Source organism: Histophilus somni 2336 (assembly GCF_000019405.1).
GTDB classification, from domain to species: Bacteria; Pseudomonadota; Gammaproteobacteria; order Enterobacterales; family Pasteurellaceae; genus Histophilus; species Histophilus somni.
In genome coordinates this window covers 2,065,477-2,087,231 of record NC_010519.1, presented here as the reverse complement: position 1 = coordinate 2,087,231, position 21,755 = coordinate 2,065,477, and the positions used below count along the sequence as shown (strand labels likewise).

Annotated in this window: 21 protein-coding genes and 1 pseudogene; 8 read left to right on the top strand and 14 right to left on the bottom strand. The window is 37.1% G+C overall.

Annotated elements, in window-relative coordinates; genetic code table 11:
- Positions 1-80: 80 nt before the first annotated feature.
- Genes torD through torC form a run of 3 tightly spaced genes read right to left on the bottom strand, consistent with a single transcriptional unit; the run spans position 81 to position 4,323 of the window.
- Complete coding sequence (gene torD, locus HSM_RS09455) at positions 81-674, bottom strand: molecular chaperone TorD (protein WP_012340930.1); 594 nt, start codon at positions 672-674, stop codon at positions 81-83.
- Positions 671-3,139, bottom strand: coding sequence for a trimethylamine-N-oxide reductase TorA (gene torA, locus HSM_RS09450; protein WP_012340929.1), 2,469 nt, complete (start codon positions 3,137-3,139; stop codon positions 671-673). Before torA ends, torD begins: the two co-directional genes overlap by 4 nt.
- Positions 3,140-3,153: 14 nt before the next feature.
- Positions 3,154-4,323: a pentaheme c-type cytochrome TorC gene (gene torC, locus HSM_RS09445; RefSeq protein WP_012340928.1), complete on the bottom strand. Its 1,170-nt coding sequence runs from the start codon at positions 4,321-4,323 to the stop codon at positions 3,154-3,156.
- A gap of 254 nt (positions 4,324-4,577) precedes the next feature.
- Here torC and ilvC point away from each other — a divergent pair, with 254 nt between their 5' ends.
- Positions 4,578-6,059 carry a ketol-acid reductoisomerase gene (gene ilvC / locus HSM_RS09440; RefSeq protein ID WP_012340927.1) on the top strand — a complete coding sequence of 494 codons (1,482 nt, stop codon included), beginning with the start codon at positions 4,578-4,580 and terminating at the stop codon, positions 6,057-6,059.
- A 128-nt stretch (positions 6,060-6,187) separates the two neighbouring features.
- Here ilvC and HSM_RS09435 read toward each other — a convergent pair whose 3' ends face one another.
- From HSM_RS09435 to mutY, 4 genes are all read right to left on the bottom strand, one after another.
- Positions 6,188-7,843, bottom strand: coding sequence for a phospho-sugar mutase (locus HSM_RS09435; RefSeq protein WP_012340926.1), 1,656 nt, complete (start codon positions 7,841-7,843; stop codon positions 6,188-6,190).
- 94 nt (positions 7,844-7,937) lie between these two features.
- Positions 7,938-9,029 (bottom strand): membrane-bound lytic murein transglycosylase MltC, encoded by a 1,092-nt coding sequence (gene mltC, locus HSM_RS09430; protein WP_011609814.1) that lies wholly within the window; start codon positions 9,027-9,029, stop codon positions 7,938-7,940.
- 6 nt (positions 9,030-9,035) lie between these two features.
- Positions 9,036-9,311: an oxidative damage protection protein gene (locus HSM_RS09425; RefSeq protein ID WP_011609813.1), complete on the bottom strand. Its 276-nt coding sequence runs from the start codon at positions 9,309-9,311 to the stop codon at positions 9,036-9,038.
- A 2-nt stretch (positions 9,312-9,313) separates the two neighbouring features.
- The gene (gene mutY, locus HSM_RS09420; protein ID WP_012340924.1) at positions 9,314-10,426 is read right to left on the bottom strand and encodes an A/G-specific adenine glycosylase; all 1,113 of its coding nucleotides are present in this window, start codon (positions 10,424-10,426) and stop codon (positions 9,314-9,316) included.
- A 145-nt stretch (positions 10,427-10,571) separates the two neighbouring features.
- Here mutY and trmB point away from each other — a divergent pair, with 145 nt between their 5' ends.
- Together trmB and HSM_RS09410 are read left to right on the top strand one after the other, a co-directional pair.
- A complete protein-coding gene (gene trmB, locus HSM_RS09415; RefSeq protein WP_012340923.1) occupies positions 10,572-11,327 on the top strand; it encodes a tRNA (guanosine(46)-N7)-methyltransferase TrmB in 756 nt (251 codons plus the stop codon).
- An 11-nt stretch (positions 11,328-11,338) separates the two neighbouring features.
- The gene (locus HSM_RS09410; protein ID WP_012340922.1) at positions 11,339-11,788 is read left to right on the top strand and encodes a DUF302 domain-containing protein; all 450 of its coding nucleotides are present in this window, start codon (positions 11,339-11,341) and stop codon (positions 11,786-11,788) included.
- Between the two features lie 139 nt (positions 11,789-11,927).
- Here HSM_RS09410 and HSM_RS09405 read toward each other — a convergent pair whose 3' ends face one another.
- On the bottom strand, positions 11,928-12,527 hold the full coding sequence (locus HSM_RS09405; protein ID WP_012340921.1) for a histidine phosphatase family protein: 600 nt from the start codon (positions 12,525-12,527) through the stop codon (positions 11,928-11,930).
- Positions 12,528-12,544: 17 nt separating this feature from the next.
- Positions 12,545-14,018: pseudogene (locus HSM_RS09400) on the bottom strand (SLC13 family permease).
- A gap of 112 nt (positions 14,019-14,130) precedes the next feature.
- Between HSM_RS09400 and HSM_RS09395 the strand changes: the two are divergent.
- From HSM_RS09395 to yggU, 5 genes are all read left to right on the top strand, one after another.
- Positions 14,131-15,015, top strand: a complete 885-nt coding sequence (locus tag HSM_RS09395) for a LysR family transcriptional regulator (protein ID WP_012340920.1) — start codon at positions 14,131-14,133, stop codon at positions 15,013-15,015.
- A 97-nt stretch (positions 15,016-15,112) separates the two neighbouring features.
- Complete coding sequence (locus tag HSM_RS09390) at positions 15,113-15,451, top strand: YggL family protein (protein WP_012340919.1); 339 nt, start codon at positions 15,113-15,115, stop codon at positions 15,449-15,451.
- A 333-nt stretch (positions 15,452-15,784) separates the two neighbouring features.
- Positions 15,785-16,735: a magnesium/cobalt transporter CorA gene (gene corA, locus HSM_RS09385; protein ID WP_011609804.1), complete on the top strand. Its 951-nt coding sequence runs from the start codon at positions 15,785-15,787 to the stop codon at positions 16,733-16,735.
- Positions 16,735-17,292, top strand: a complete 558-nt coding sequence (locus HSM_RS09380) for a YggT family protein (protein ID WP_012340918.1) — start codon at positions 16,735-16,737, stop codon at positions 17,290-17,292. The genes corA and HSM_RS09380 overlap by 1 nt, the downstream gene beginning before the upstream one ends.
- Positions 17,293-17,317: 25 nt before the next feature.
- Positions 17,318-17,617 carry a DUF167 family protein YggU gene (gene yggU, locus HSM_RS09375; RefSeq protein WP_011609802.1) on the top strand — a complete coding sequence of 100 codons (300 nt, stop codon included), beginning with the start codon at positions 17,318-17,320 and terminating at the stop codon, positions 17,615-17,617.
- Positions 17,618-17,666: 49 nt separating this feature from the next.
- On the opposite strand, the gene HSM_RS09370 is transcribed toward yggU, so the two are convergent.
- From HSM_RS09370 to pgl, 5 genes are all read right to left on the bottom strand, one after another.
- Positions 17,667-18,161: a YfbU family protein gene (locus tag HSM_RS09370; RefSeq protein ID WP_012340916.1), complete on the bottom strand. Its 495-nt coding sequence runs from the start codon at positions 18,159-18,161 to the stop codon at positions 17,667-17,669.
- Positions 18,162-18,180: 19 nt separating this feature from the next.
- Positions 18,181-18,930, bottom strand: coding sequence for an MlaA family lipoprotein (locus tag HSM_RS09365; protein WP_012340915.1), 750 nt, complete (start codon positions 18,928-18,930; stop codon positions 18,181-18,183).
- Positions 18,931-19,098: 168 nt separating this feature from the next.
- Positions 19,099-20,553: a decarboxylating NADP(+)-dependent phosphogluconate dehydrogenase gene (gene gnd, locus HSM_RS09360; RefSeq protein ID WP_012340914.1), complete on the bottom strand. Its 1,455-nt coding sequence runs from the start codon at positions 20,551-20,553 to the stop codon at positions 19,099-19,101.
- Positions 20,554-20,556: 3 nt separating this feature from the next.
- Positions 20,557-20,985, bottom strand: a complete 429-nt coding sequence (locus tag HSM_RS09355) for a toxin-antitoxin system YwqK family antitoxin (protein ID WP_012340913.1) — start codon at positions 20,983-20,985, stop codon at positions 20,557-20,559.
- Between the two features lie 32 nt (positions 20,986-21,017).
- On the bottom strand, positions 21,018-21,722 hold the full coding sequence (pgl, locus tag HSM_RS09350) for a 6-phosphogluconolactonase (RefSeq protein WP_012340912.1): 705 nt from the start codon (positions 21,720-21,722) through the stop codon (positions 21,018-21,020).
- Positions 21,723-21,755 lie beyond the last annotated feature (33 nt).

Below are 21,755 nucleotides of genomic sequence, written 5' to 3'. Positions count from 1 at the left end.
AAAAGCTAATCTTTTAAGATTAGCTTTTTTATATCCAGCATAAAAATCACTCACTAATTTGTTGATGATTTTGTTAAATGCTATGAGAGTTTTACATTTTTATTTAACAGCGTGATTAATATTTCTGTTATGGCTTGGTAGAACGAGGTTTCTGTTTTAATTTTTTGTACTTTTTTATTAAAAGGAATAAGCCAAGCTAATAAATAATGTTGAATAAAGTTAAAACTTTTCTCTTTTTGACCGCTCTTTTCAAGGGTTATCAGTAATTCTAAATAAACAGCGAGATGATCGCTGGGTTCACGTAGATTGTGATCAAACTTTAGCTGGTATTTAAATAGTAAATGGTCAATAAATGCAATATGTTGATTTAGTTCTTTTTCCGATAAGTAAGCGGAGGCGTAAGGCAAAGCACTATTTTCTCCATTCAACAAGAAAAGTTGGGCAAAATCCGCAGCTAATTCTAAATGAGCTAAAGGCAAATTAGATAATTGCATGAGTGAGTTTCGAACAGTATTTATTTGCTTCGCCAAATCTTGTTCTGACAAAAAATCAAACAAGGGAGTAAAAACCCCTTGTTGATATTGTTGTAGCTGCTGTTCAGTTAATTCATGGCTTAATATATTTTTAAGCCATGAATAAATAAAGATTTTTTCTTCGGTATTCAACGTTATCATAATGCAATTTCTATTGGACCTTTGAAACCATTAGGTTCAGGAGCAATGCCTTTATATTTTTCAATATTAACAAGGCATGTATTGGCAGAAACAGCTTGAGCTAAGCTAGAAGAACCTATGTCAAGAGTCATAGTATTCGGATCGCCATAAGTATCAATAGAGCCGATTTTTTCATCTAACGGTGAATACCATGCACCTTCTTGTAACCGCACTACACCGCTTGGATAGTCCTCTGAAAGGTGTGCACCTACAATAGCTTGACCTCGATCATTATAAACTCGCACAAGATCTCCATGAGCAATGCCTAGTTCTTTTGCATCATTTGGATTGATAAATAAAGGTTCTCTACCCTGAATAGTATAAGTTTCACGTAATTCTTTTGATTCACAAAGTTGTGAATGTAAACGTTGATCAGGGTGAACTGATTGCAACCAGAATTTAAATTTATCTGATTTTGGTCCGCCATGAGAACGTTCCGTTTTTTCAAACCACATTGGATGACCTTTACAATCTTCATAACCGTAGGAAGCGATTTTGTTGCTATAAATTTCAATAAAACCTGATGGTGTACCAATTGCATGAAGTTCAGGATCTTCTCGGAAGTCTGCATGTCTTACCCAAGGCTTACCTTCCGGAAAAAGTACAAATCCTGTTTTCCAGAATTTTTCAAAGGCCGGCATAGCAAATTTACCTTCATTTTCTTTTCGACAGTCTTCGTAAAGTTTTTCTACCCATTCCATTTCATCCATGTTACGACAATATTCTTTCTCTTTACCAAATCTGCGACATAATTCTTTGAATATTTCAAAATCTGAACGAGAATCGTAAAGCGGATCGACTAATTTTTGCATAGCAATGACTCCACGGTTACTATATGAACCGTAAACATCAATATCATTACGTTCAAAAGGCGTACAGGCTGGTAATACAATATCTGAAAAACGACAAGTGGCTGTCCAACTGTAATTAATTGATACTATAGTTTCCAGTTTTTGAAAAGCTTGCTTCATTTTATTGCGTTCAGAATGACGATGCCATTGGTTACAACCACTGAAGATTGCCATTTTATATGGAGCATAAACCACTTTTTGTCCATTAAAATCGATTGTTTTACCCGGATTTAATAAGGAATCAGATAATCTAGCTACAGGAATAATCGCACTATAACCGTTATAATCCGTGCTTTCGTATTTCGGTTTTTGTCCTTCATCCAAGTTCAAAGGGAAAGAGCCCGGCATGGCGGCTCCTGATTCAGGTATACCGATAGAACTATAATGATAGGCATAATTGATTCCCCCACCTGGTAAACCGATTTGTCCGAGCATTGCGGCTAAGACGGCACCCATCCAGTAAGGTTGCTCACCGTGTTGTTGACGCTGAATGGCCCAACCAAAAATCAATTGAGTTCGTTTGCCTGCCAGTAAATGTGCAAATTCACGAATTTTATTTGCAGAAATACCACATATTTTTTCTGCCCATTCAGGGGTTTTTGCTGTTTTATCTTCTGACTCGCCTGTTAAATAAGGTACGAATTTTTCAAATCCTACAGTGTACATTTTGAGGAACTGCTTATCATAAAGATTTTCCGTATAAAGCACATATGCTATGGCGAGCATAAAAGGCACGTCAGTTTGCGGATTGATATATTGATGTTTACATCCCAGATAATTTTGAGTCTTGCTTTTCACAGGATCAACACAAATTACATTAATTGAATTATCTGCTACTTTTTGTTTGAGTTGGGCTAAATATTTATAGGCTTCATGGGTTTCACAGTTCCAACCGACCTGTAAATTTTTTACCGGATCGCTTGCCCAAAAAATGATGTTTTGACTCTCTTTAAGTAAAATCTCCCATGATGTTCCTTGAGAATAAACCTCTGTTGAGCCTAACACATAAGGCATGATAATTTGTCCGGCACCGGTAGAGTAATCTCCAGCAGTACTGACACTGTGTCCGTGCATGCCGATTGCTCGGATCATATGGTTACCACAGCTGTGGAATTGTCCTGTTGAACGCCAACCTACGTTACCCGTATGCAAAGCCCAAGGTCCGTAATTTTGTTGAATTCGTTCTAACTCTTCATAGAATAAGTCAAGGGCTTCGTCCCACGTCACACGTACAAAGCGATTATCTCCTCGTTGCTCTGTATTGCTGTTGTGTCTATTTTTAAGCCAATCTAATCGTATCATTGGATAGCGAATGCGAGATTCACTATAAATTAACCCTTTGATTCCTTTTATCATCTCGGTTGGGTATTCATCATACTCAAAAGGTTTAATTTCACTTACTCGACCATTAATGACTTTGGCACGAATTGCACCCCAATGGGAGCCGGTAATTTTCCATTGTGATAAATCTTGTTTATTTTCCACCGCACTTTTAGCAACGAGGAAGTTAGGCATTGCAAAAGTCGCAGCCATAACAGACATATTTTTCAAAAATTGACGACGTGATTGTTGCATAGTTTTATTCCTCATTAATGATTGTTATCGTGCGGTTGAAAATCAGATGAATGCATCTGCAAATAGCGTAAAACACGTTTTCCTGTTGGTTTATCAATATTAGTAAAACCGACCATACCATTAAACAGCCCAATCCAAGTATTTGAATCAAAATGTTTTACATCAGGTTGTCTATGACAAGTACTGCATTGTGTTTTATAAATTTTTTCCGCGTCAGCCCATAAATTATCAATATTTTCAATAAGTTGATTTTTACCAATCCATACAGAAAGTTTTACTTTTTGCCAAGTTAGACCGGTAATAGGATCTTCAATACTTTCCAATACATCATATTTAGGCTCCGCCGACATAAATTCTTTAGTTAGTATGGCATCGGTAATATTTTTTCCGAATTGATTATACCAAATTCGTCCAAAGCCCTTGTCTTTTCGCCACATTTCCAGTTCAACTAAATCCGCTTTTGGTGTTGTTTTCACAAAATGTACTGGTACGCCAGTTTCTAACTGCCCGATTTCTTGCCCCATTGTTTCATCAGCAAAAAGAGCGACATTATTTTCCGTATAATAGGTTTTATTTGCTTGTAAAGAGCTTGAAGATAAACCATTGCTTTTTGATGATGAATGTGACATTTCAGGAAGATGATGTGCAATTCCTTTATGGCAATCAATACAGCTTTGATCTTTTTCGGCAGCAGGTATCATAGCGTTACGTGCAATTTCTGACATTTTGTCAAAATCCATTCGATCATAGCTGTGACAAGCTTTACATTCCGCCGAACCGTTAGCGGACATTCTCGCCCATTCCCTTTCTGCCATTTCTAGACGGTGTTTTTCAAAGCCTGTTTTCGAAGAAATTTTACCGCTTAATTCGGCAAAAATTTCCTTTGTTGCTTGAATCTTACGAATATATTTATCCACCGTATTGTGAGGTAAATGACAATCAGGGCAACTTGCGGAAACCCCTTTATCATTGGACCAATGAGCGGTTTGTTTGAGTTCTTCTAATGGATATTGCATAGAATGGCAACTTATACAAAATTCTTCTTGACTGGTATGGTCAAGAACGGCATTAAAGATAATCCAACCTACAATTCCTGCAAAGGCACCGCCGACCAAAAGGATACCTAACCCTATTTTTGCAGATGGCTTAACAAAGAATTGTTTTATTGATTTAAATATTCTCATTATTCCCCCAAAAAAGAAATTATTCTTAAAATTAAGAAGTTAAGAAAAAATTAACTAACCCCTTAATTATACTGTTTTTTCATACTACTTTAAATTAAAAAAATAAATTACAAACAAAAACAGATCTATTTGAGAAAACGAAATAAAAGTTTTCAATAAAGTCAATTTACGCAATAGCAAATTTATGTATAATGCTTTTACCGTAAATTTTAATTTGGTTATAACCAGCGGAATATTACATAAGGAGATTGGAAATGGGTAATTATTTCAATACATTAAATTTGCGTCAACAACTTGACCAGTTAGGTCGTTGTCGCTTTATGGATCGTGAGGAATTTGCCGATGAGGTTAATTTCTTAAAAGGTAAAAAAATTGTCATTATCGGATGTGGTGCTCAAGGATTAAATCAAGGTTTAAATATGCGAGATTCCGGTTTGGATATTGCTTATGCTCTTCGTCCGGAAGCTATTGAGGAAAAGCGTGCTTCTTTTCAGCGAGCAAGTGAAAACGGATTTGTTGTAGGAACTTATCAGCAATTAATTCCTACGGCAGATTTGGTGATTAATTTAACACCAGATAAACAACACTCTAAAGTTGTTGCCGATGTTATGCCGTTAATTAAACAAGGAGCGGCTTTGGGATATTCGCATGGTTTAAATATTGTTGAACTGGGAGAAAAAATTCGTCAGGACATCACTGTGGTAATGGTCGCTCCTAAGTGTCCGGGGACGGAAGTGCGGGAAGAATTTAAACGTGGATTCGGTGTGCCGACGTTAATTGCTGTTCATCCTGAAAACGATCCGAAAGGTGAAGGGTTAGCCATTGCTAAAGCATGGGCTGCGGCTACTGGTGGACATCGTGCTGGTGTTTTGGAATCTTCTTTTGTTGCGGAAGTAAAATCCGATTTAATGGGAGAGCAAACAATTTTATGCGGTATGTTACAGGCTGGTTCTTTAGTATGTTATGACAAGTTAATCGCTGATGGTAAAGATCCGGCATATGCGGGTAAATTAATTCAATATGGTTGGGAAACAATTACTGAAGCCTTAAAACAAGGCGGTATTACCTTAATGATGGATCGGTTATCCAATAGCGCTAAGTTACGTGCATTTTCCCTTTCCGAGCAAATTAAAGAAAAATTGGATTTTCTATTTAAAAAACATATGGATGATATTATCAGCGGTGAATTTTCCCGTGTCATGATGGAAGACTGGGCAAACGGTGATGCTAATTTATTGGAATGGCGTGAACAAACCGGTAAAACAGCATTTGAAAATGCACCGAAAGGAGAAAATATTAAAATTTCCGAACAAGAATATTTCGATCATGGCGTATTAATGGTAGCAATGGTTAAAGCTGGCGTTGAATTGGCTTTTGATACAATGGTAGAAACGGGAATTTATGAAGAGTCTGCCTATTATGAATCACTACACGAGTTACCATTAATTGCCAATACAATTGCTCGTAAGCGTTTATATGAAATGAATGTAGTCATCTCTGATACCGCTGAGTATGGTAATTATTTATTTGCTAACGTAGCAGCTCCAATTTTAGCTAAAGAAATTATTCCAACGTTAAAACGTGGTGATTTAGGTGAGTCAACACCAGCAACAGAAATCGATAATATTTTGTTACGTGATGTAAATGATGCAATTCGTCAGCATCCGATTGAATTAATCGGTCAGGAATTGCGTGGTTATATGACAGACATGAAACGTATTTCTTCACAGGAATAATTTTATCTGATTTTGCTGTAAAACTACCGCACTTTTGTTTCGTTATTGAGATAAAAGTGCGGTGATTTTTATATGGAGTCGATAAAATAACAGGTAGGTATAAAACGTGCTTTTGTGTTTATGCTAAATTAGCAATCCTGTTTTCCGTACTTCTCTTGTCGGAGGATTTGGCGTACGTTCTCATCAAACTCCGCTAATACTTCGTCTGCATTTTTCGGATCTGTACCGCACACATCTAAGTAGAACTTCACTTTCGGCTCGGTGCCGGATGGACGAACAATAAGGCGACTACCATTTTCAAGCACAAACACGAGAATATCGCTAGCACGATCAGTTTTACTGTGATCAATAAATTGTGTAACGAAACCGCCTAATTCTGTTAGTGGTTCTTTACGAAGTGCGGTCATCATTTTGCCGATATCTGATAATTCGTTCACACGAATAGAGATTTGCCCGCTTACATATGCACCGAATTCCGCAGTAAAGTCATTAGCGTAATCTGTTAGTGTTTTACCCTCTTTTTTCAGGCTACGGACTAAATCTAAGAAGGCAATAGCAGCTGAAATCCCGTCTTTATCACGTACTTTGTCTGGATCGACTAAGTAGCCCAAAGCTTCTTCAAAGCCAAACAATAAGTCATTCACTTTGCCGATATATTTGAAACCGGTTAAAGTTTCTTCGGATTGGAAACCGTATTTTTTCGCAATTTCCGCCAGAGCAGGACTAGAAACTAGTGAGCAAGCTAATTTGCCCTGTTTGCCCTGTGCGTGGTATTGTTTCGCTAGATACCAACCTAAGAAACAGCCTATCACGTTACCGTGCAAAGGTTTCCAGTTGCCTTCCGAATCAGGTACCGCAACTGCAAGACGGTCTGCGTCAGGGTCGTTGGCAATGATGAACTCGGCATTTTTTGCTTTTGCCAGTTTAATTGCTAAATCTAACGCACCTTTCTCTTCTGGATTTGGGAAATTGACCGTTGGGAATGATCCATCAGGTTGAATTTGCTCTTCGACCAAATGTGGTTGTGGTAAGCCTGCTTTCGCTAAGGTTTTACTCAACACTTCATAGCCTACTCCGTGCATTGCGGTGTAAACGTAGTTAATATTTGCTTGTGGCTCTTTGGCAATAGAGGCGGTTTTTGCGATATATGCCTCTACGATCTCATCGTCTAACACTGTGTAGTGTTGGCTACGTGGTAAGTCACGAATATCGCCGTTAGCCACTTTGTCAATCAGTTTAGCGATGTCAACATCGGCTGGGGAGACGATTTGTCCCCCGCCGTTCGCTTTACCTAAATAAACTTTATAGCCGTTATCTTCAGGAGGGTTGTGGCTTGCGGTGACCATCACGCCTGCCGTAGTGTTGAGGTGTTTGATAGCGTAAGCCAGTACAGGTGTTGGCAATTTTCGTGGCAAAAGGAAGGTTTTGATGCCCGCACCAGCCATAATTTCAGCGGTATCTCGTACGAACACATCAGAGTTTTTACGACCGTCATAACCTAATACGATAGAGGGTTCACTATCATAGCCTTTTAGGTATTCCGCCAAACCGCCCGCTGCTTGAGCCACGAGTACACGGTTCATACCCATAGAACCAGCTTGTAAGCGACCGCGTAAACCAGCGGTACCGAATTGCAACCGACCGTTAAAACGGTTATGTAACTCTTTCTGTGCATTCATATCGCCTGCTTTGGCTTGGTTGAGTAATGTTTGTAATTCTGCACGAGTTTCCGCATCAGGGTCTTGAGCGAGCCAGTTTTGAGCAGTGGTAAAAAGGGCAGTCATAACAGTTCTCCATGAATAAGTTTAATGAAAAGTCAGTTAAGTATATCTTAGCTTTTAAGCATGCGTAACTTAATTATTCTTTTGTTATGGTTTATTAAGGCAAATCAGATTCGCTATTCTTAATCACCCTATAACTTTTTTGTGCTTTATCTACTTTGAGTAAATAATTTCTTGCTTGCTCAGAGGGGTGCATAGTAGTAAGAATACGATATACTTGCTCCGGATATAAGCGATTAATTTTGTTAATTGCTATATCTCGATCATTATGAAACACTCGTAGTACTGCTCCGGCACCGCTATTGTAAGCGGAAATCATTGCAAAACGTTTTGAAGTTGGATTTGTTATACCATCTAAATATTTATCCCGTAATAAAGTCAAATAGGCAACACCTGTATCAATATTTTTAGCGGGATTAAAGAGATATTTTTTTGACGGTTGCCCGTTTAACCCTTTTAAACGGAATACATCTCGCCCTGCAGTATGAGGTACAACTTGCATTAAACCTATTGCGTTAGCATAACTAATTGCATAAGGATTGAAACTTGATTCCGTTTGCATAATACCAAGAATTAAACTTTCATCTATCCCATAACGTCCGGCGGCTTTTCGAATTAGAGGTAAATAGCGTTGGGCACGCACTGCAACATGGTTTGCAACCATTGGAATAATAACATACTGTACAGGATTCCCATTAGTGAGGTAACGTGTTTGCAACTTATTTTGTAAAAGATAATTTGCAAAATTACTTGCCGTCGCAATATTTTTAACTTGTTTACCTTTATGATCAACAACTAATCCGACGAGGAATGGACGAGAACTGATAGGCACATCGCCAGAGGTAAATAAATCGATTCCTTTTGCATCCGCACCCATTAATAAAGTATGAATAATCGAATGATATAAACGACTTTTATCACCCAATGTTTCAATCATAATAGAACCTTCATCAAAGCTGATATGACTGCGAGTGTAAAAATTATCTGTGTATTTTACATAGTCTTTTCTGCTTGCCACGAGGAGTTCATTTACTCCCCAAATTTGATCGATATTATGAGAAAATTGTCCGGTTAAAATATCAAGTCCTTGAGTATCTTTTGCAAAAGCTTCATCATAGTCATCATTTAGCGTAGAACTACTACAAGCAAAAAGAAAAGGAATAATCGCAAATACAATATATTTTTTCATGTTAAATTATTTTTCTGTCGGAGGCACATAGCCCTCAATATGAACATCTTTCCCTTCAAAAAGAAAATTTGTCATTTCTTGTTCTAATAACTGGCGATGTTCGGAATTCATCATATTTAATTTTTTCTCATTAACTAACATGGTTTGTTTTTTCATCCATTCCGCCCATGCCTGTTTACTGATATTGTCAAAAATCCGTTTACCTAACTCGCCGGGATATAGCTGAAAATCCAATCCTTCAGCCTCTTGATTTAAGTAAGTGCAAAACACATTTCTTGCCATAATTATTTCCTTTTTTGAAATTCGATCAATAAATTTTTAACCGGCACAGCCAAACCAATTTGGCTTGGATTGGTAGGATCATACCAATATTTGACCGCACTTGATATAGGAGAACAATATTCTACGTTATTTTCTGCAATTTTTTTCCAATCTGTGCGATCAAATTCCACTTCCTCAGTTTGTATTTGTGCATAAATTGGATAAATATCTAAATGAAAATGGCTGAATGTATGACGAAATGCCGTCCATTGTTGATATTGTTGAATACCTTGCTGAGAAAGATAAGCCAATAATTCAGTCAGGGTATCAAACTGCGGAAAACAATATAATCCGCCCCAAAGTCCTGAAATAGGGCGTTGTTCTAAACCAACCTTACCTTGATTCTCCAAAATCAGAAAATAACTTTTTCTCTCAGGTAACGATTTCTTCGGCTTTTTAGACGGAAAATCTACCCAATTATTGTTTAAATTAGCACCGCACTTTATGGCTAATGGACACAACAAGCACTTAGGTTTTGTACGAGTACAAACCATCGCACCTAAGTCCATCATAGCTTGATTAAAATCTGCGACCTGCTCTGTAGGGGTAACCTCCGCACTCAATTGCCAAAGCTTATCCTCTACTTTTTTATCACCAGTCCAACCTTGCACCTGAAAATAACGAGTCAGCACTCGCTTTACATTACCGTCCAAAATAGGATAAGGCTGATTAAGTACTGAAGATAAAACCGCCCCAGCTGTACTACGTCCAATACCGGGTAAAGCCCACACGTGCTGAAAATCCGTTGGAAATTCACCTTGATACTGATCTCTTATGGTTTGTGCAGCCCTATGCAAATTGCGAGCTCTTGCATAATAACCAAGTCCTGTCCATAAGTGTAGCACTTCATCTAAAGGTGCATTGGCAAGTGCGGTAATATTTGGAAAAACTTTAATAAAACGTTCAAAGTAAGGAATAACTGTCGCTACTTGAGTTTGTTGCAACATCACCTCGGATAACCAAACACCATATAGAGTTTTATTTTGCTGCCAAGGTAAGTTTTTACGCCCGAATTGCCGATACCATTTAAGTACTGTATAAGCAAAAGGATTGTTAATAGAGGATTGAGCCTGCATAATTTAGGTAATCAAAATAAAAAGAAGTGTAACATAATCAAATAAAAAGTGCGGCTTTATCTTAATTGATAAATTTAACCGCACTTTATATTTTCTATTAAACCCCTTATAATTTGCCCCCAAAATTAACAAGTAGTCAAATGAAATGACAGAACAAAAGATTACGTTTGCCGATCAAAAAAGAAAGACCGTTGAAATAGCTGAATTTACTGAAGATGGACGTTATAAACGCAAAGTTCGTAGCTTTGTATTACGCACAGGACGTTTAAGCGAATTTCAGCGTAACATGATGAATAATAATTGGGCAACATTAGGACTTGAGTATCAAACAACTGCTTTTGATTTCACACAGATTTATGGCAACACCAACCCTGTGATTTTGGAGATTGGCTTTGGTATGGGGAAATCTTTAGTAGAAATGGCACTACAAAATCCCGATAAAAATTATCTTGGCATTGAAGTACATACGCCGGGAGTAGGTGCTTGCATCGCTTATGCAGTTGAAAAGCAGGTAAAAAATCTACGTGTTATTTGCCATGATGCAACCGAGATCTTACAAGACTGTATTGCAGACAATAGTTTAGCCGGATTACAACTATTTTTCCCCGATCCTTGGCATAAAACAAAACATCATAAACGCCGAATTGTACAACCGCACTTTGTTGAAAAAATTCAACAAAAACTGGTACCAAACGGCTTTGTTCATATGGCAACGGACTGGGAAAATTATGCGGAATATATGTTGGAAGTATTAACAAGTGCGGTAGGTTTACACAATACTTCCGCCACAAATGACTATATCCCACGTCCGGATTTTCGACCTTTAACCAAGTTTGAACAACGTGGACATAAATTAGGACATGGGGTTTGGGATTTATTTTTTATTAAAAACATAACATAACGAGGTAATTTATGAAGAAAACAGCTCTTTTTTCAATACTTTTCGCAAGCCAAGTCGCAATGGCACATAGCGATGTACTTCAACCACAATCTTTTGAAAGTAAGTACAGTTTTGACCAAACAATAACTGTGCTTACAGATACACTCACAGAAAAAGGAATGACCATTTTCGCAAAAATCGATCATCAAAAAGCTGCTAAAGAAGCGGGGCTAACAATGCAACCTGCAACGGTAATTATTTACGGCACCCCAAAAGCAGGCACACCATTGATGGTTAAAGATCCCAGTCTTGCATTACAATTACCATTAAAGGTGTTAGTGACTGAAGCGGAACAAGGCGAAGTGAAAGTGTTATTAAATACTGCTGAACAAGTAGTTAGCCATTCTAAAACCCCTTATTCAGCAGTAGAAAATAGTTTAGCCAAAGCAGAAAAACTAATTAAAGCAACTGTTGCTAAATAAATTCTCTTTCAAGTAAATTAACAGAATATAAAATGCAATGGGTAAAATAAACCCTAACAAAAATAATCTGCACTTTAAATGATAAACAAATCCGATAAAGTGCAGTTATTTTTTACTAGATTTTAAAATAAATAATCTTTTAATCTGCTACATTGCGAGTAGGCATAAAACACCCTAAGTTGTATGCCTCCAGTTTTATAGGTAGATCAGAACTTATGTCAAAAATCGTCAATGTTCCTTGAGTTACAGGCAAAAGATGCTTAGTAGAAAGAGATACTAAGGATTCACAAGCTGCTCGAATTACACCGCTATGAACAATAGCTAGAATATCGTCATCGTATTTATTTGCCCATTTTAGTAGTGCTTGTGAAATACGTTGACAAAATGCTTGCCAACTCTCAGCCCCATTCGGTGTGTAATCGCCATTACGCCAATCCTGATATAAAGCCGGATGTTGAGCTATTATTTCCGTTTTTCTACAACCTTCCCATTCTCCCATTGCCAACTCTCTAAGCTCACTGTCTTTAATTGGATTTTTATAACCAATAATTTCCGCTGTTTGTAGTGCTCTCCCCAAATCTGAACTGATCACATATTTAGGTGAGAATTGCTCAATCAAAGGCTTAATAGCTTTCGCTTGCTGAATACCTTTTTCAGATAACGGCGAGTTTTGGTGTCCCTGTAGGCGATGTTCTTGATTCCATAGCGTTTCGCCGTGACGTAATAAAATTAATCGCATGATTCCTCTCCGTTTTTTTATAAGGTATATCCAAGTAATTGGAACCAAGTAAAAATTGATAAACAAATGATCGAGGCACCGATAAAGCAAGTAACCAAACCGTATTTCATTTGATCCAACACACTAAAATAACCAGTGGCAAAATAAATTGTGTTTACTTTGGAATGTGGAGGCAACGTTATAGTATATGTCAGTGTAAATGACGCAGCTAAAGCTAAGGTTACAGGATTCATCCCTAAAGATTGTGCCAAGGCAATAATAGATGGAATAAGAATTGTCGTTTTGACCGTTTTACTGGTAAAAATCAAGTGGCTATACATACATACATACGAAGATTACTACCACATAAACAGCCGTATGGCTCATTGTTTCTAAACCTAATCCATGAACGACTTTGTCCATAATCCATTGAGCACCTTTAGTCGATTCTAAGGTGTTACCTGCTGCATAAGCACCGGCAGCAAACAGCATTAAATCCCATTTAATTTTGGCTTCGGACCAAGTGAGTAATCCAATTCTTGGCATTAAGCAGAGAACTGCTGCTATCACAGCGGTCATATAAACACTAATTTTGAAGCCGAACCATGCTTTTTGATAACTTTCCGTTGCCCAAAGTAGAACCGTAAGCAAAAAGATTGCCATAGCTTTCTTTTCATCTAAAGTTAAAGAACCTAATTTTTTATATTCTGCTTGAAGACGAGATAAAGCTTCAAAAAAATGAGTTTCTTTCTTCATTGAGAACAGTTTAAAACCAATTAAGAAAGAAATTATCATGGTAACAAAAGCTATGGGGAAAGATGCCAAAAGCCAATCAAGATAACCAATATCTCCGCCAGCTTGATTATTAATAAATCCAACCGCAATAATATTACCGGCAGTTCCTGTCATTACACCTGATGTTGCAATTGCATCAGCTTGCACACCTTGTAACATCATTAATTTACCAAAATTGCTTTCACCCGGTACCGCACGATAAATTTCCAGTAAAATTAAACAAATTGGTACTATGAGTGAAGCTCTGGCAGTTGTAGAAGGTACGAAGAAAACTAGTATAAAATTAATTAATATCAAAACAAACATAGCCTTGCGTGGTGTTTGTCCAAAATGAGTGATCATCCATAAAGCAAAACGTCGAGCAATATTTGATTTAATCATTGCTGAAGTCAGCACAAAAGCAGATACCATCAACCAAATTACATCGTAACCAAGAGTGGCGAAAACAACTTTATCTTTCGCAACAGTCTGAGTTAATGGCAATAAAATAATGACTAACAAAGATGTTAAATAAATAGGAATTGAACCACATACCCAAAGGATTAAAGCACTACAGAAAATTGCAATCGCTTTTTGCCCTTGTACCGTTAAACCATCAGGTGTTGGCATGAACATCAATACAAGTAATACGATTAAAGCTAACGGGATACCGATTTTTTTCAGCCATTCTTTTCGGGCAGATTGGTGTTCTTGATTTTGAATTACTGTGTCATTCATGGTGAGTTACTCCATATATTGTCTATAGAATAATCTGATTATAGAGAGTTGATTAAACATAAAAAAATTGTATTATTCTATACAAGCTATAAATTATTTTTATGGAATTGATATGAATTTAAGTCAACTTAAAGCTTTTATAGTACTTTCTGAATGTTTAAATGTAACAGAAACTGCGAATAAACTCTTTTGCACGCAACCGTCAGTAAGTATTAAGATTAAAAAACTTGAAGAGTCATTAAATACAGTTTTATTTGAGCGAATTAATAATCGACTTTATTTAACCGAACAAGGCAAGATTTTCCAAAATTATGCAAAGCAAACACTTTCTACATTGGAAACTTCAATAGAACATCTCCATCAATACGATGATCCCAACTACGGAAAAATTACTATTGGTGCCAGCCATTTTGTGGGTGTTTATTTGCTCCCGAAAATAATTGCCGAATATAAAAAAATATCACCTAACGTTAAGCTAAGTATTGATATTTTACCTTCCCCCCAACTCATTCATAAATTAGAAAATCACCAAATTGATTTTTTGATTATGTCGGATCAAATTTATTTTGATCCGCAAACCTATCAAACTCACAGATTTTTATCTGACGAACTCATTTTAATTGCTTCACCTAAAAATCCTTTAGCAAAAAAAACAGCATGTGATTTCACCGCACTTAGCCAGCAACAACTCATCATGAAACCTAATCTTTCTGAAACAAGAAAATTTATTTTTCAACATTTTGACCATGAACAAATTACACAACTAAAAATAATGGAATTTAACAGCTTAGAAGGAATTAAACATTGTGTAATCAATAATTTGGGGGTTTCCTTTATTTCAAGACTGGCTGTAACGCATGAATTGCATAGTCAACTGTTAGTTGAAATTCCATTAAAAAACTTAACTTTTGAAAGAGGGATTAATTATATTTTTTATAAAGACAAATTTATTTCCCCAGCGATACAAAGATTTTTTTCATTACTTCACAACAAATAATTAATATAAGCTCGGATTTTGTTTTTTTATTAAGGACAGGCGATAAATATGCTATGATTGCCCAGCCTGACAAGAATAGTAACAATAGGAGAAAAGTATGGCGATTAAACGTAATCAAAGACAACGTAAAAAAATGCACTTAGCAGAATTCCAAGAGCTTGGCTTTTTAGTGAATTGGCAATTTGCAGAAAACACCTCTATTGAGCAAGTAGATGAAGTCGTTGATCGTTTTATTCGTGAAGTTATTCAAGAAAACGGACTTGCTTACGAAGGTAGCGGTTATCTTCATTGGGAAGGTTTAGTTTGTTTGGAAAAATTGGGAAAATGTGATGAAAGTCATCGCACTTTGGTGAAAAACTGGTTGGAGAAAAACGGTTTACAACAAATTGAAATCAGTGAATTATTCGATATTTGGTGGGATTACCCTACAAAGTAGTCAAATCGAAAGTTGTTTATAAGATCCCGCTTTTAGTGGGATTTTTCTTGCAAAAATCCTTGACGAACAGCTATTTCAAGCGTAACATTCCGCACGATTTAATAACAAGAGGACATACACTTTGGACAGTCATAGTCGATACCTATTATCTTTTTTCTAAATCTCGTCTTGTCTTTCTAGCACTTATCGGCGGGATTACGCAGGTAAGTTCCATTACCTATTTTTCAGGTATCTTTTAATCAAATATAATTTTCACCGCACTTTATACGTGTCTTATTTGATTTTATTTTGTTCATTGCGTTGTTCATAATCCCTTTAGAGGAGCATGACAAAATGATTAATGCTTTTTCACTCGAAGATGCCCGTTTGGTTCGTATCGATGAAAGTGCTGATACAGAGTTAAATAATGCGGTTTGGTTGGATTTACTTGAGCCGAGTAAAGAAGAGCGTGATTTGTTACAGGAAGGACTTGGGCAAAATTTAGCCACTTTTTTAGAGTTAGAGGATATTGAAGCGTCTGCACGTTTTTTCGAAGATGAAGATGGCTTACATTTACACTCTTTCTTTTATTGCGAAGATGAAAATGATTATGCCGATTTAGCCAGCGTTGCCTTTACCATTCGTGACGGGCGATTATTTACTTTAAGAGATCGTGAATTGCCAGCATTTCGTTTATACCGTATGCGTTCACGCAATCAACGTTTAGTTGAATGTAATGCCTATGAGGTGTTATTAGACTTATTTGAAACTAAAATTGAACAATTAGCTGACGTAATTGAAAATGTGTACGCTGATTTGGAAAAATTGAGTCGTATTATTTTAGAAGGTAAACAAGGTGAGGCTTTTGATCAGGCGTTAGCAACTATCACTGAACAAGAAGATACCAGTTCTAAAGTACGATTGTGTTTAATGGATACTCAACGTGCATTGAGTTTTTTAGTGCGTAAAACACGTTTACCTACCAATCAGTTAGAACAAGCTCGAGAAATTTTGCGTGATATTGAGTCCCTACAACCGCATAATGAGTCATTATTTCAAAAAGTAAACTTTTTGATGCAAGCTGCTATGGGCTTTATCAATATTGAACAAAACCGTATTATTAAAATCTTCTCCGTTGTATCGGTAATTTTTTTACCGCCAACGTTAGTAGCATCAAATTATGGAATGAACTTTAGTAATATGCCGGAATTAGGTTTTAAGTTCGGCTATCCGCTGGCATTGGGCCTGATGGCATTAGCAGCATTTGCACCTTATTGGTATTTTAAACGTAAAGGATGGTTATAATGATTTATCAATTAAATTCAATTCAGTTTTTATTGAATACTATTTTTGACGTATTAAGTTTTCTTTTTATGTTACGTATGTGGTTTCAGTATTGCCGTGTTGATTTTTATAGTCCTTTTTCACAATCTTTGGTGAAATTCACTAATCCAATTATTTTGCCTTTGCAAAAAGTTTTGCTAACAATAAAAAATGTTAATTTTGCACCGCTCTTTGTTGTCTTTGTATTAGGCGTATTAAAATATCATATGATTTTTGCGATAGTGGGTGCACGTTTTCCCATTGGACAAAGCGTAATTATTGCGTTATTACACACCTTAAGAACTTTTGGTGAATTGCTTTTATATATTTTATTTTTAGGAGCGATTTTAAGTTGGTTTAATCGTGGAGCTTTAAGTTATTTATTACATCAATTGGGAGAACCCTTGCTCAAACCTGTTCGTCGCCTACTACCTAGAACAGGGATGGTTGATTTTTCTCCCATGTTACTTGCCTTTATTTTATTTTATGGCAATCGTGTAATGTATGATTTATTAGGAAATTATTGGGCGTTGGCTTAAATCGTGTCAAAATTGGTAGAAATGTATGCCTGCTGTGGAAAAAATTGGAGATAATTTACGTTTGAGGATCTTTTTGCAACCTAAAGCAAGCAAAGATCACCTTATCGGACTATATGATAACGCACTGAAAATCAGTATTACTGCCCCACCCATTGACGGACAGGCAAATGCTCACTTGTTGAAATTTTTAAGTAAAACTTTCAAGGTGGCAAAAAGTCAGATTATTTTGGAAAAAGGTGAGCTGAGTCGGCATAAGCAAATTCTTATTCCTCACCCCAAAAGTATTCCGCCGGTTGTAGCAAATTTACTGATAGAAACTACATAAAAAACCGCACTCTTTATAAAGTGCGGTTTTTTTACCAACGTTGACTCAATTAAGCATTTAAGATTTTTTGAATTTCTGCCATGCTTAAATGATATTCATGGGGACAGGCACGCCAGGCGTCAAGCATTTTGAGGTACTTATCCCACATTGGAGTTTGGGAGTCGCAACCATGTTCACAACGCATAAACTCTTGATATTTCCCTTCGACTGAGGTGATAAAGCGTAAGTAATTAAGATATTTTTTCTCCCGCACTGCACAATAGCCCGCAAATTGTAAGCGATGCGGTGTCAAAGCGGACTTATCCGGCAAATTATTGTAAGAAATTTGTAATGCGTTATACATCTCCAAAGTATTTAATACAGTGAGACATTCCGCTTCCGAAAGATCGGAAAACTCTTTATCCAATTCTTTCAGTTCTAAGCCGAAACCGCCTTTCACAATAGCTTCTAAACGTTGGTATTTTTGTGTATTGGTCGGATCCAATAAACCCATTAATCTATATTGATTGGCTAAGATTAAGCGTTGAGTTGAGGTCATTTCCATAATAAATTCCTTCTTGAGTTTAGTCGATGTCTTTTAAGTCTTCTTTAGAAAATTCTTCTTGCGTTCTCTTTATTTGTCCATCATGAGTATGATGATCTACATTCTGTAAATAAGCCTCACGGAATGTAACATAAGGATCTTTTGATTGTTCCAATAATGTTTCTTTGCCAAGTAGATTAGCACGAGAATCAAGGCGTTGTATACTCGATTTGAGTAGCCCCCAAGGACCTAATAAGGATAACATCGGATAAGTTACATCAACAAGATTGCCGAGATCTTGACGAGGTGTTGCCGGTCCGTAAAGCGGTAACATTACATAAGACCCCGTTTCCATGCCATAAGTACCTAGCGTATCACCGAAACGGTGTTTATTTTCAATTTGCAGAGGTTCACTATAACTTGCCCAGTCGATGAGTCCACCTAATCCAAAGATTGAATTAATCCAAAAGCGATGAAAATGCACCATTGCCTTTTTAAACTCACCTTGCAACAAACGATTAACCATGCTGGCAGGTTCATCAAGATTGTTCGCTACATTAGTCAATCCCTTTCTGATTGGTTGTGGAACATATTCTTTCCAACCCTTTGCAATCGGTTTTAGCACATAAGGATCAGCAACGTTATAGTTAAAATCCCACATCACACGGTTAAATCCTTCTAAGGGATCTTTACGTTCTCCGGTTTGCTCATCTATAGTGGCACAAGCCGAAAGTAATAACATTGCACTCAGTGCGGTGATAATTAATTTGCTTTTTTTGACAGTTTTCATTTTTTAATCCTGATGAATAAAAAATCTTTGTGCATTGTAAACAACTTACCCCTTAACTACAAAGTAAATCATGCAATTAATGAATAACTTGTATAAATTGACTATTTCTTTAGTTTAAAAACATAAAAAGCGGTGATCAGTTCACCGCTTTTTTGTGTTGAGATTGAATTATACATCATAAGTCGTTGATGCAGTATTGCCACCACGTCCTGTCCAGTTAGTGTGGAAAAACTCGCCACGAGGTTTGTCAGTGCGTTCGTAGGTATGAGCACCAAAGTAATCACGTTGTGCTTGTAACAAGTTTGCTGGCACACGCTCAGAAGTATAACCATCTAAGAAAGTAACCGCACTTGCCATACAAGGCATTGGGATACCCACCTCAATAGATTTTGCTACCACTTTACGCCAATCACTTAACGCATTTTCTAAAATGCCTTTAAAGTATGGATCTGACCCTAAGAAAATCAGGTCCGGATTGGCTTCATAAGCATCACGAATATTACCTAAGAAACGGCTACGGATAATACAACCTTCACGCCATAAAAGTGCGGTCGCTCCGTAATTGATATTCCAACCGAAGTTTTCAGAGGCTTCACGAATGAGCATAAAGCCTTGAGCATAAGAAATGATTTTTGATGCCAATAATGCTTTACGCACAGCTTCAATCCAAACGTTTTTATCGCCTTCCACTTTGCCGATAGTCTTGTTGAAGAGTTTAGATGCCGCCACACGTTGATCTTTGAAAGAGGATACGCAGCGAGCAAATACCGATTCTGTAATTAAAGTTAATGGAATTCCGAAATCTAAGGCGTTGATCCCTGTCCATTTACCTGTTCCTTTTTGCCCTGCAGTATCAAGAATTTTTTCGACTAACGGTTCGCCGTCCGCATCTTTATATCCAAGAATATCTGTTGTAATATCAATTAGATAGCTATCAAGCTCAGTTTTCTTCCACTCAGCAAAGATCTGTTGCATTTCATCATAGCTTAAACCTAAGCCATCTTTTAAGAACTGATAGGCTTCACAAATTAACTGCATATCACCATATTCGATACCGTTATGCACCATTTTCACAAAATGTCCTGAACCTTCTTTACCTACCCAATCACAGCAAGGTTCACCTTTGTCAGTTTTGGCTGAAATGGCTTGTAAAATTGGTTTGACATATTGCCACGCTTCTTCATTGCCACCTGGCATAATAGATGGTCCGTGGCGAGCACCTTCTTCACCGCCTGAAACTCCCGAGCCAATAAAGCGAATACCTTTCTCAGCTAAGGCTTTTACACGACGATTTGTATCGGGATAGTTTGAGTTACCGCCATCAATAATGATGTCGCCTTGTTCTAAGTGCGGTAGTAATGCCTCAATAAATTGATCCACCACTTCCCCCGCACGTACCATCAACATTACTTTACGTGGCTTTTCCAATTTACCGGCAAGTTCTTCCAATGAATAGGCTCCGATAATGTTCGTGCCTTTCGTCGCACCTGCTAAAAACTCATCCACTTTTGAAGTAGTACGGTTATACGCCACGACTTTAAAGCCGTTGTCGTTCATATTCAAAATTAAATTTTGACCCATTACGGCGAGTCCAATCACGCCGATATCGCCTTTTTGTGACATAATTTATCCCTCTTTTTGTTTAATATGTTGAATAACATTACCTTTTTCATCTAAAAGAATAATTTCGATAACTGCACCATCTTTATATAACAGTTTTGTTCGTAAAATGCCCTCGGGAGTATAACCAAAAGACCAACCTTGTGCGATACCATCAACTAACACCGTATGAGAATGTAATTTTCCATTTGGGTGGTAAATATCAAAGTATTTATCAATATAGCCATGTTTAACAAACGTTTTAAATGTTCGTCCATATGAACTGTCAGATCCTGAAAATTCACCGTCAGGTATGCCTTGAGGGACTTTGTGTTTTTCAATCACACGGCGTTTAACAATTTCAAACTGTGTTGAAACATCTTGCTTTTCAAAAATTCCTTGAATCGAACAAGCAGAAAGCATCGCAATTAATACCACAGAAAACCATTTTTTCATAATAAGCTCCACTGATTTAAGCAATTAATAGATCAAGATAACAATAATTTTCCGGCGGCTTTATCCAAATACCACTCCGTTACGCCATTTTTTGCTTTAATTTTGGCTGCCGGATAAGGCAAATTTTCTGGAAGTGCGGTCTGTATTTCTTTTAAAATTTCCGCTTTGGCTTCACCGGTTACTAAATAAGTAATGCGTTTTGCCTGTTCAATTAGTTTTGCGGTTTTTGAAATACGAATTTGCCCCGTTTCAGGATGTTTTGCGATGACCGCTACATTCGAATCACTAAAATCGGTTTGATAAGGAAAGAGTGACGCAGTATGTCCATCTGTTCCCATACCTAAAATAATCCAGTCGAAAGTAAGATTCGGTACACATGCAATCAGCTCTTGCGAAAATCTTGCAAGTTCTTGTTCAACGTTTTCTTCGCCACGAATACGATGAATATTCTCTGTTGGAATCCTAATGTGGTCGAACAGTAATTTTTTCACTTCACCGTAGTTACTTTCAGGATTATTCGGTTCAACCATACGATCATCTCCCCACCAAAAATGTAAATTTTCCCACCGCACTTCGCTTTTAAACGGCTCTTGAGCAAGGGTTTTAAATAACAATTTAGGCGTTGAACCTCCTGAAAGGGAAATATGCACCGCACGATTTTGTTTGCTATATTGCACAAATTCCTGAGCGATTTGTTCAACTGCATGTTGAGCCGTATCAAAAATTTTTGTATTCATTCGTATTCCTTATGGCAAGTGTTATTACGTTTA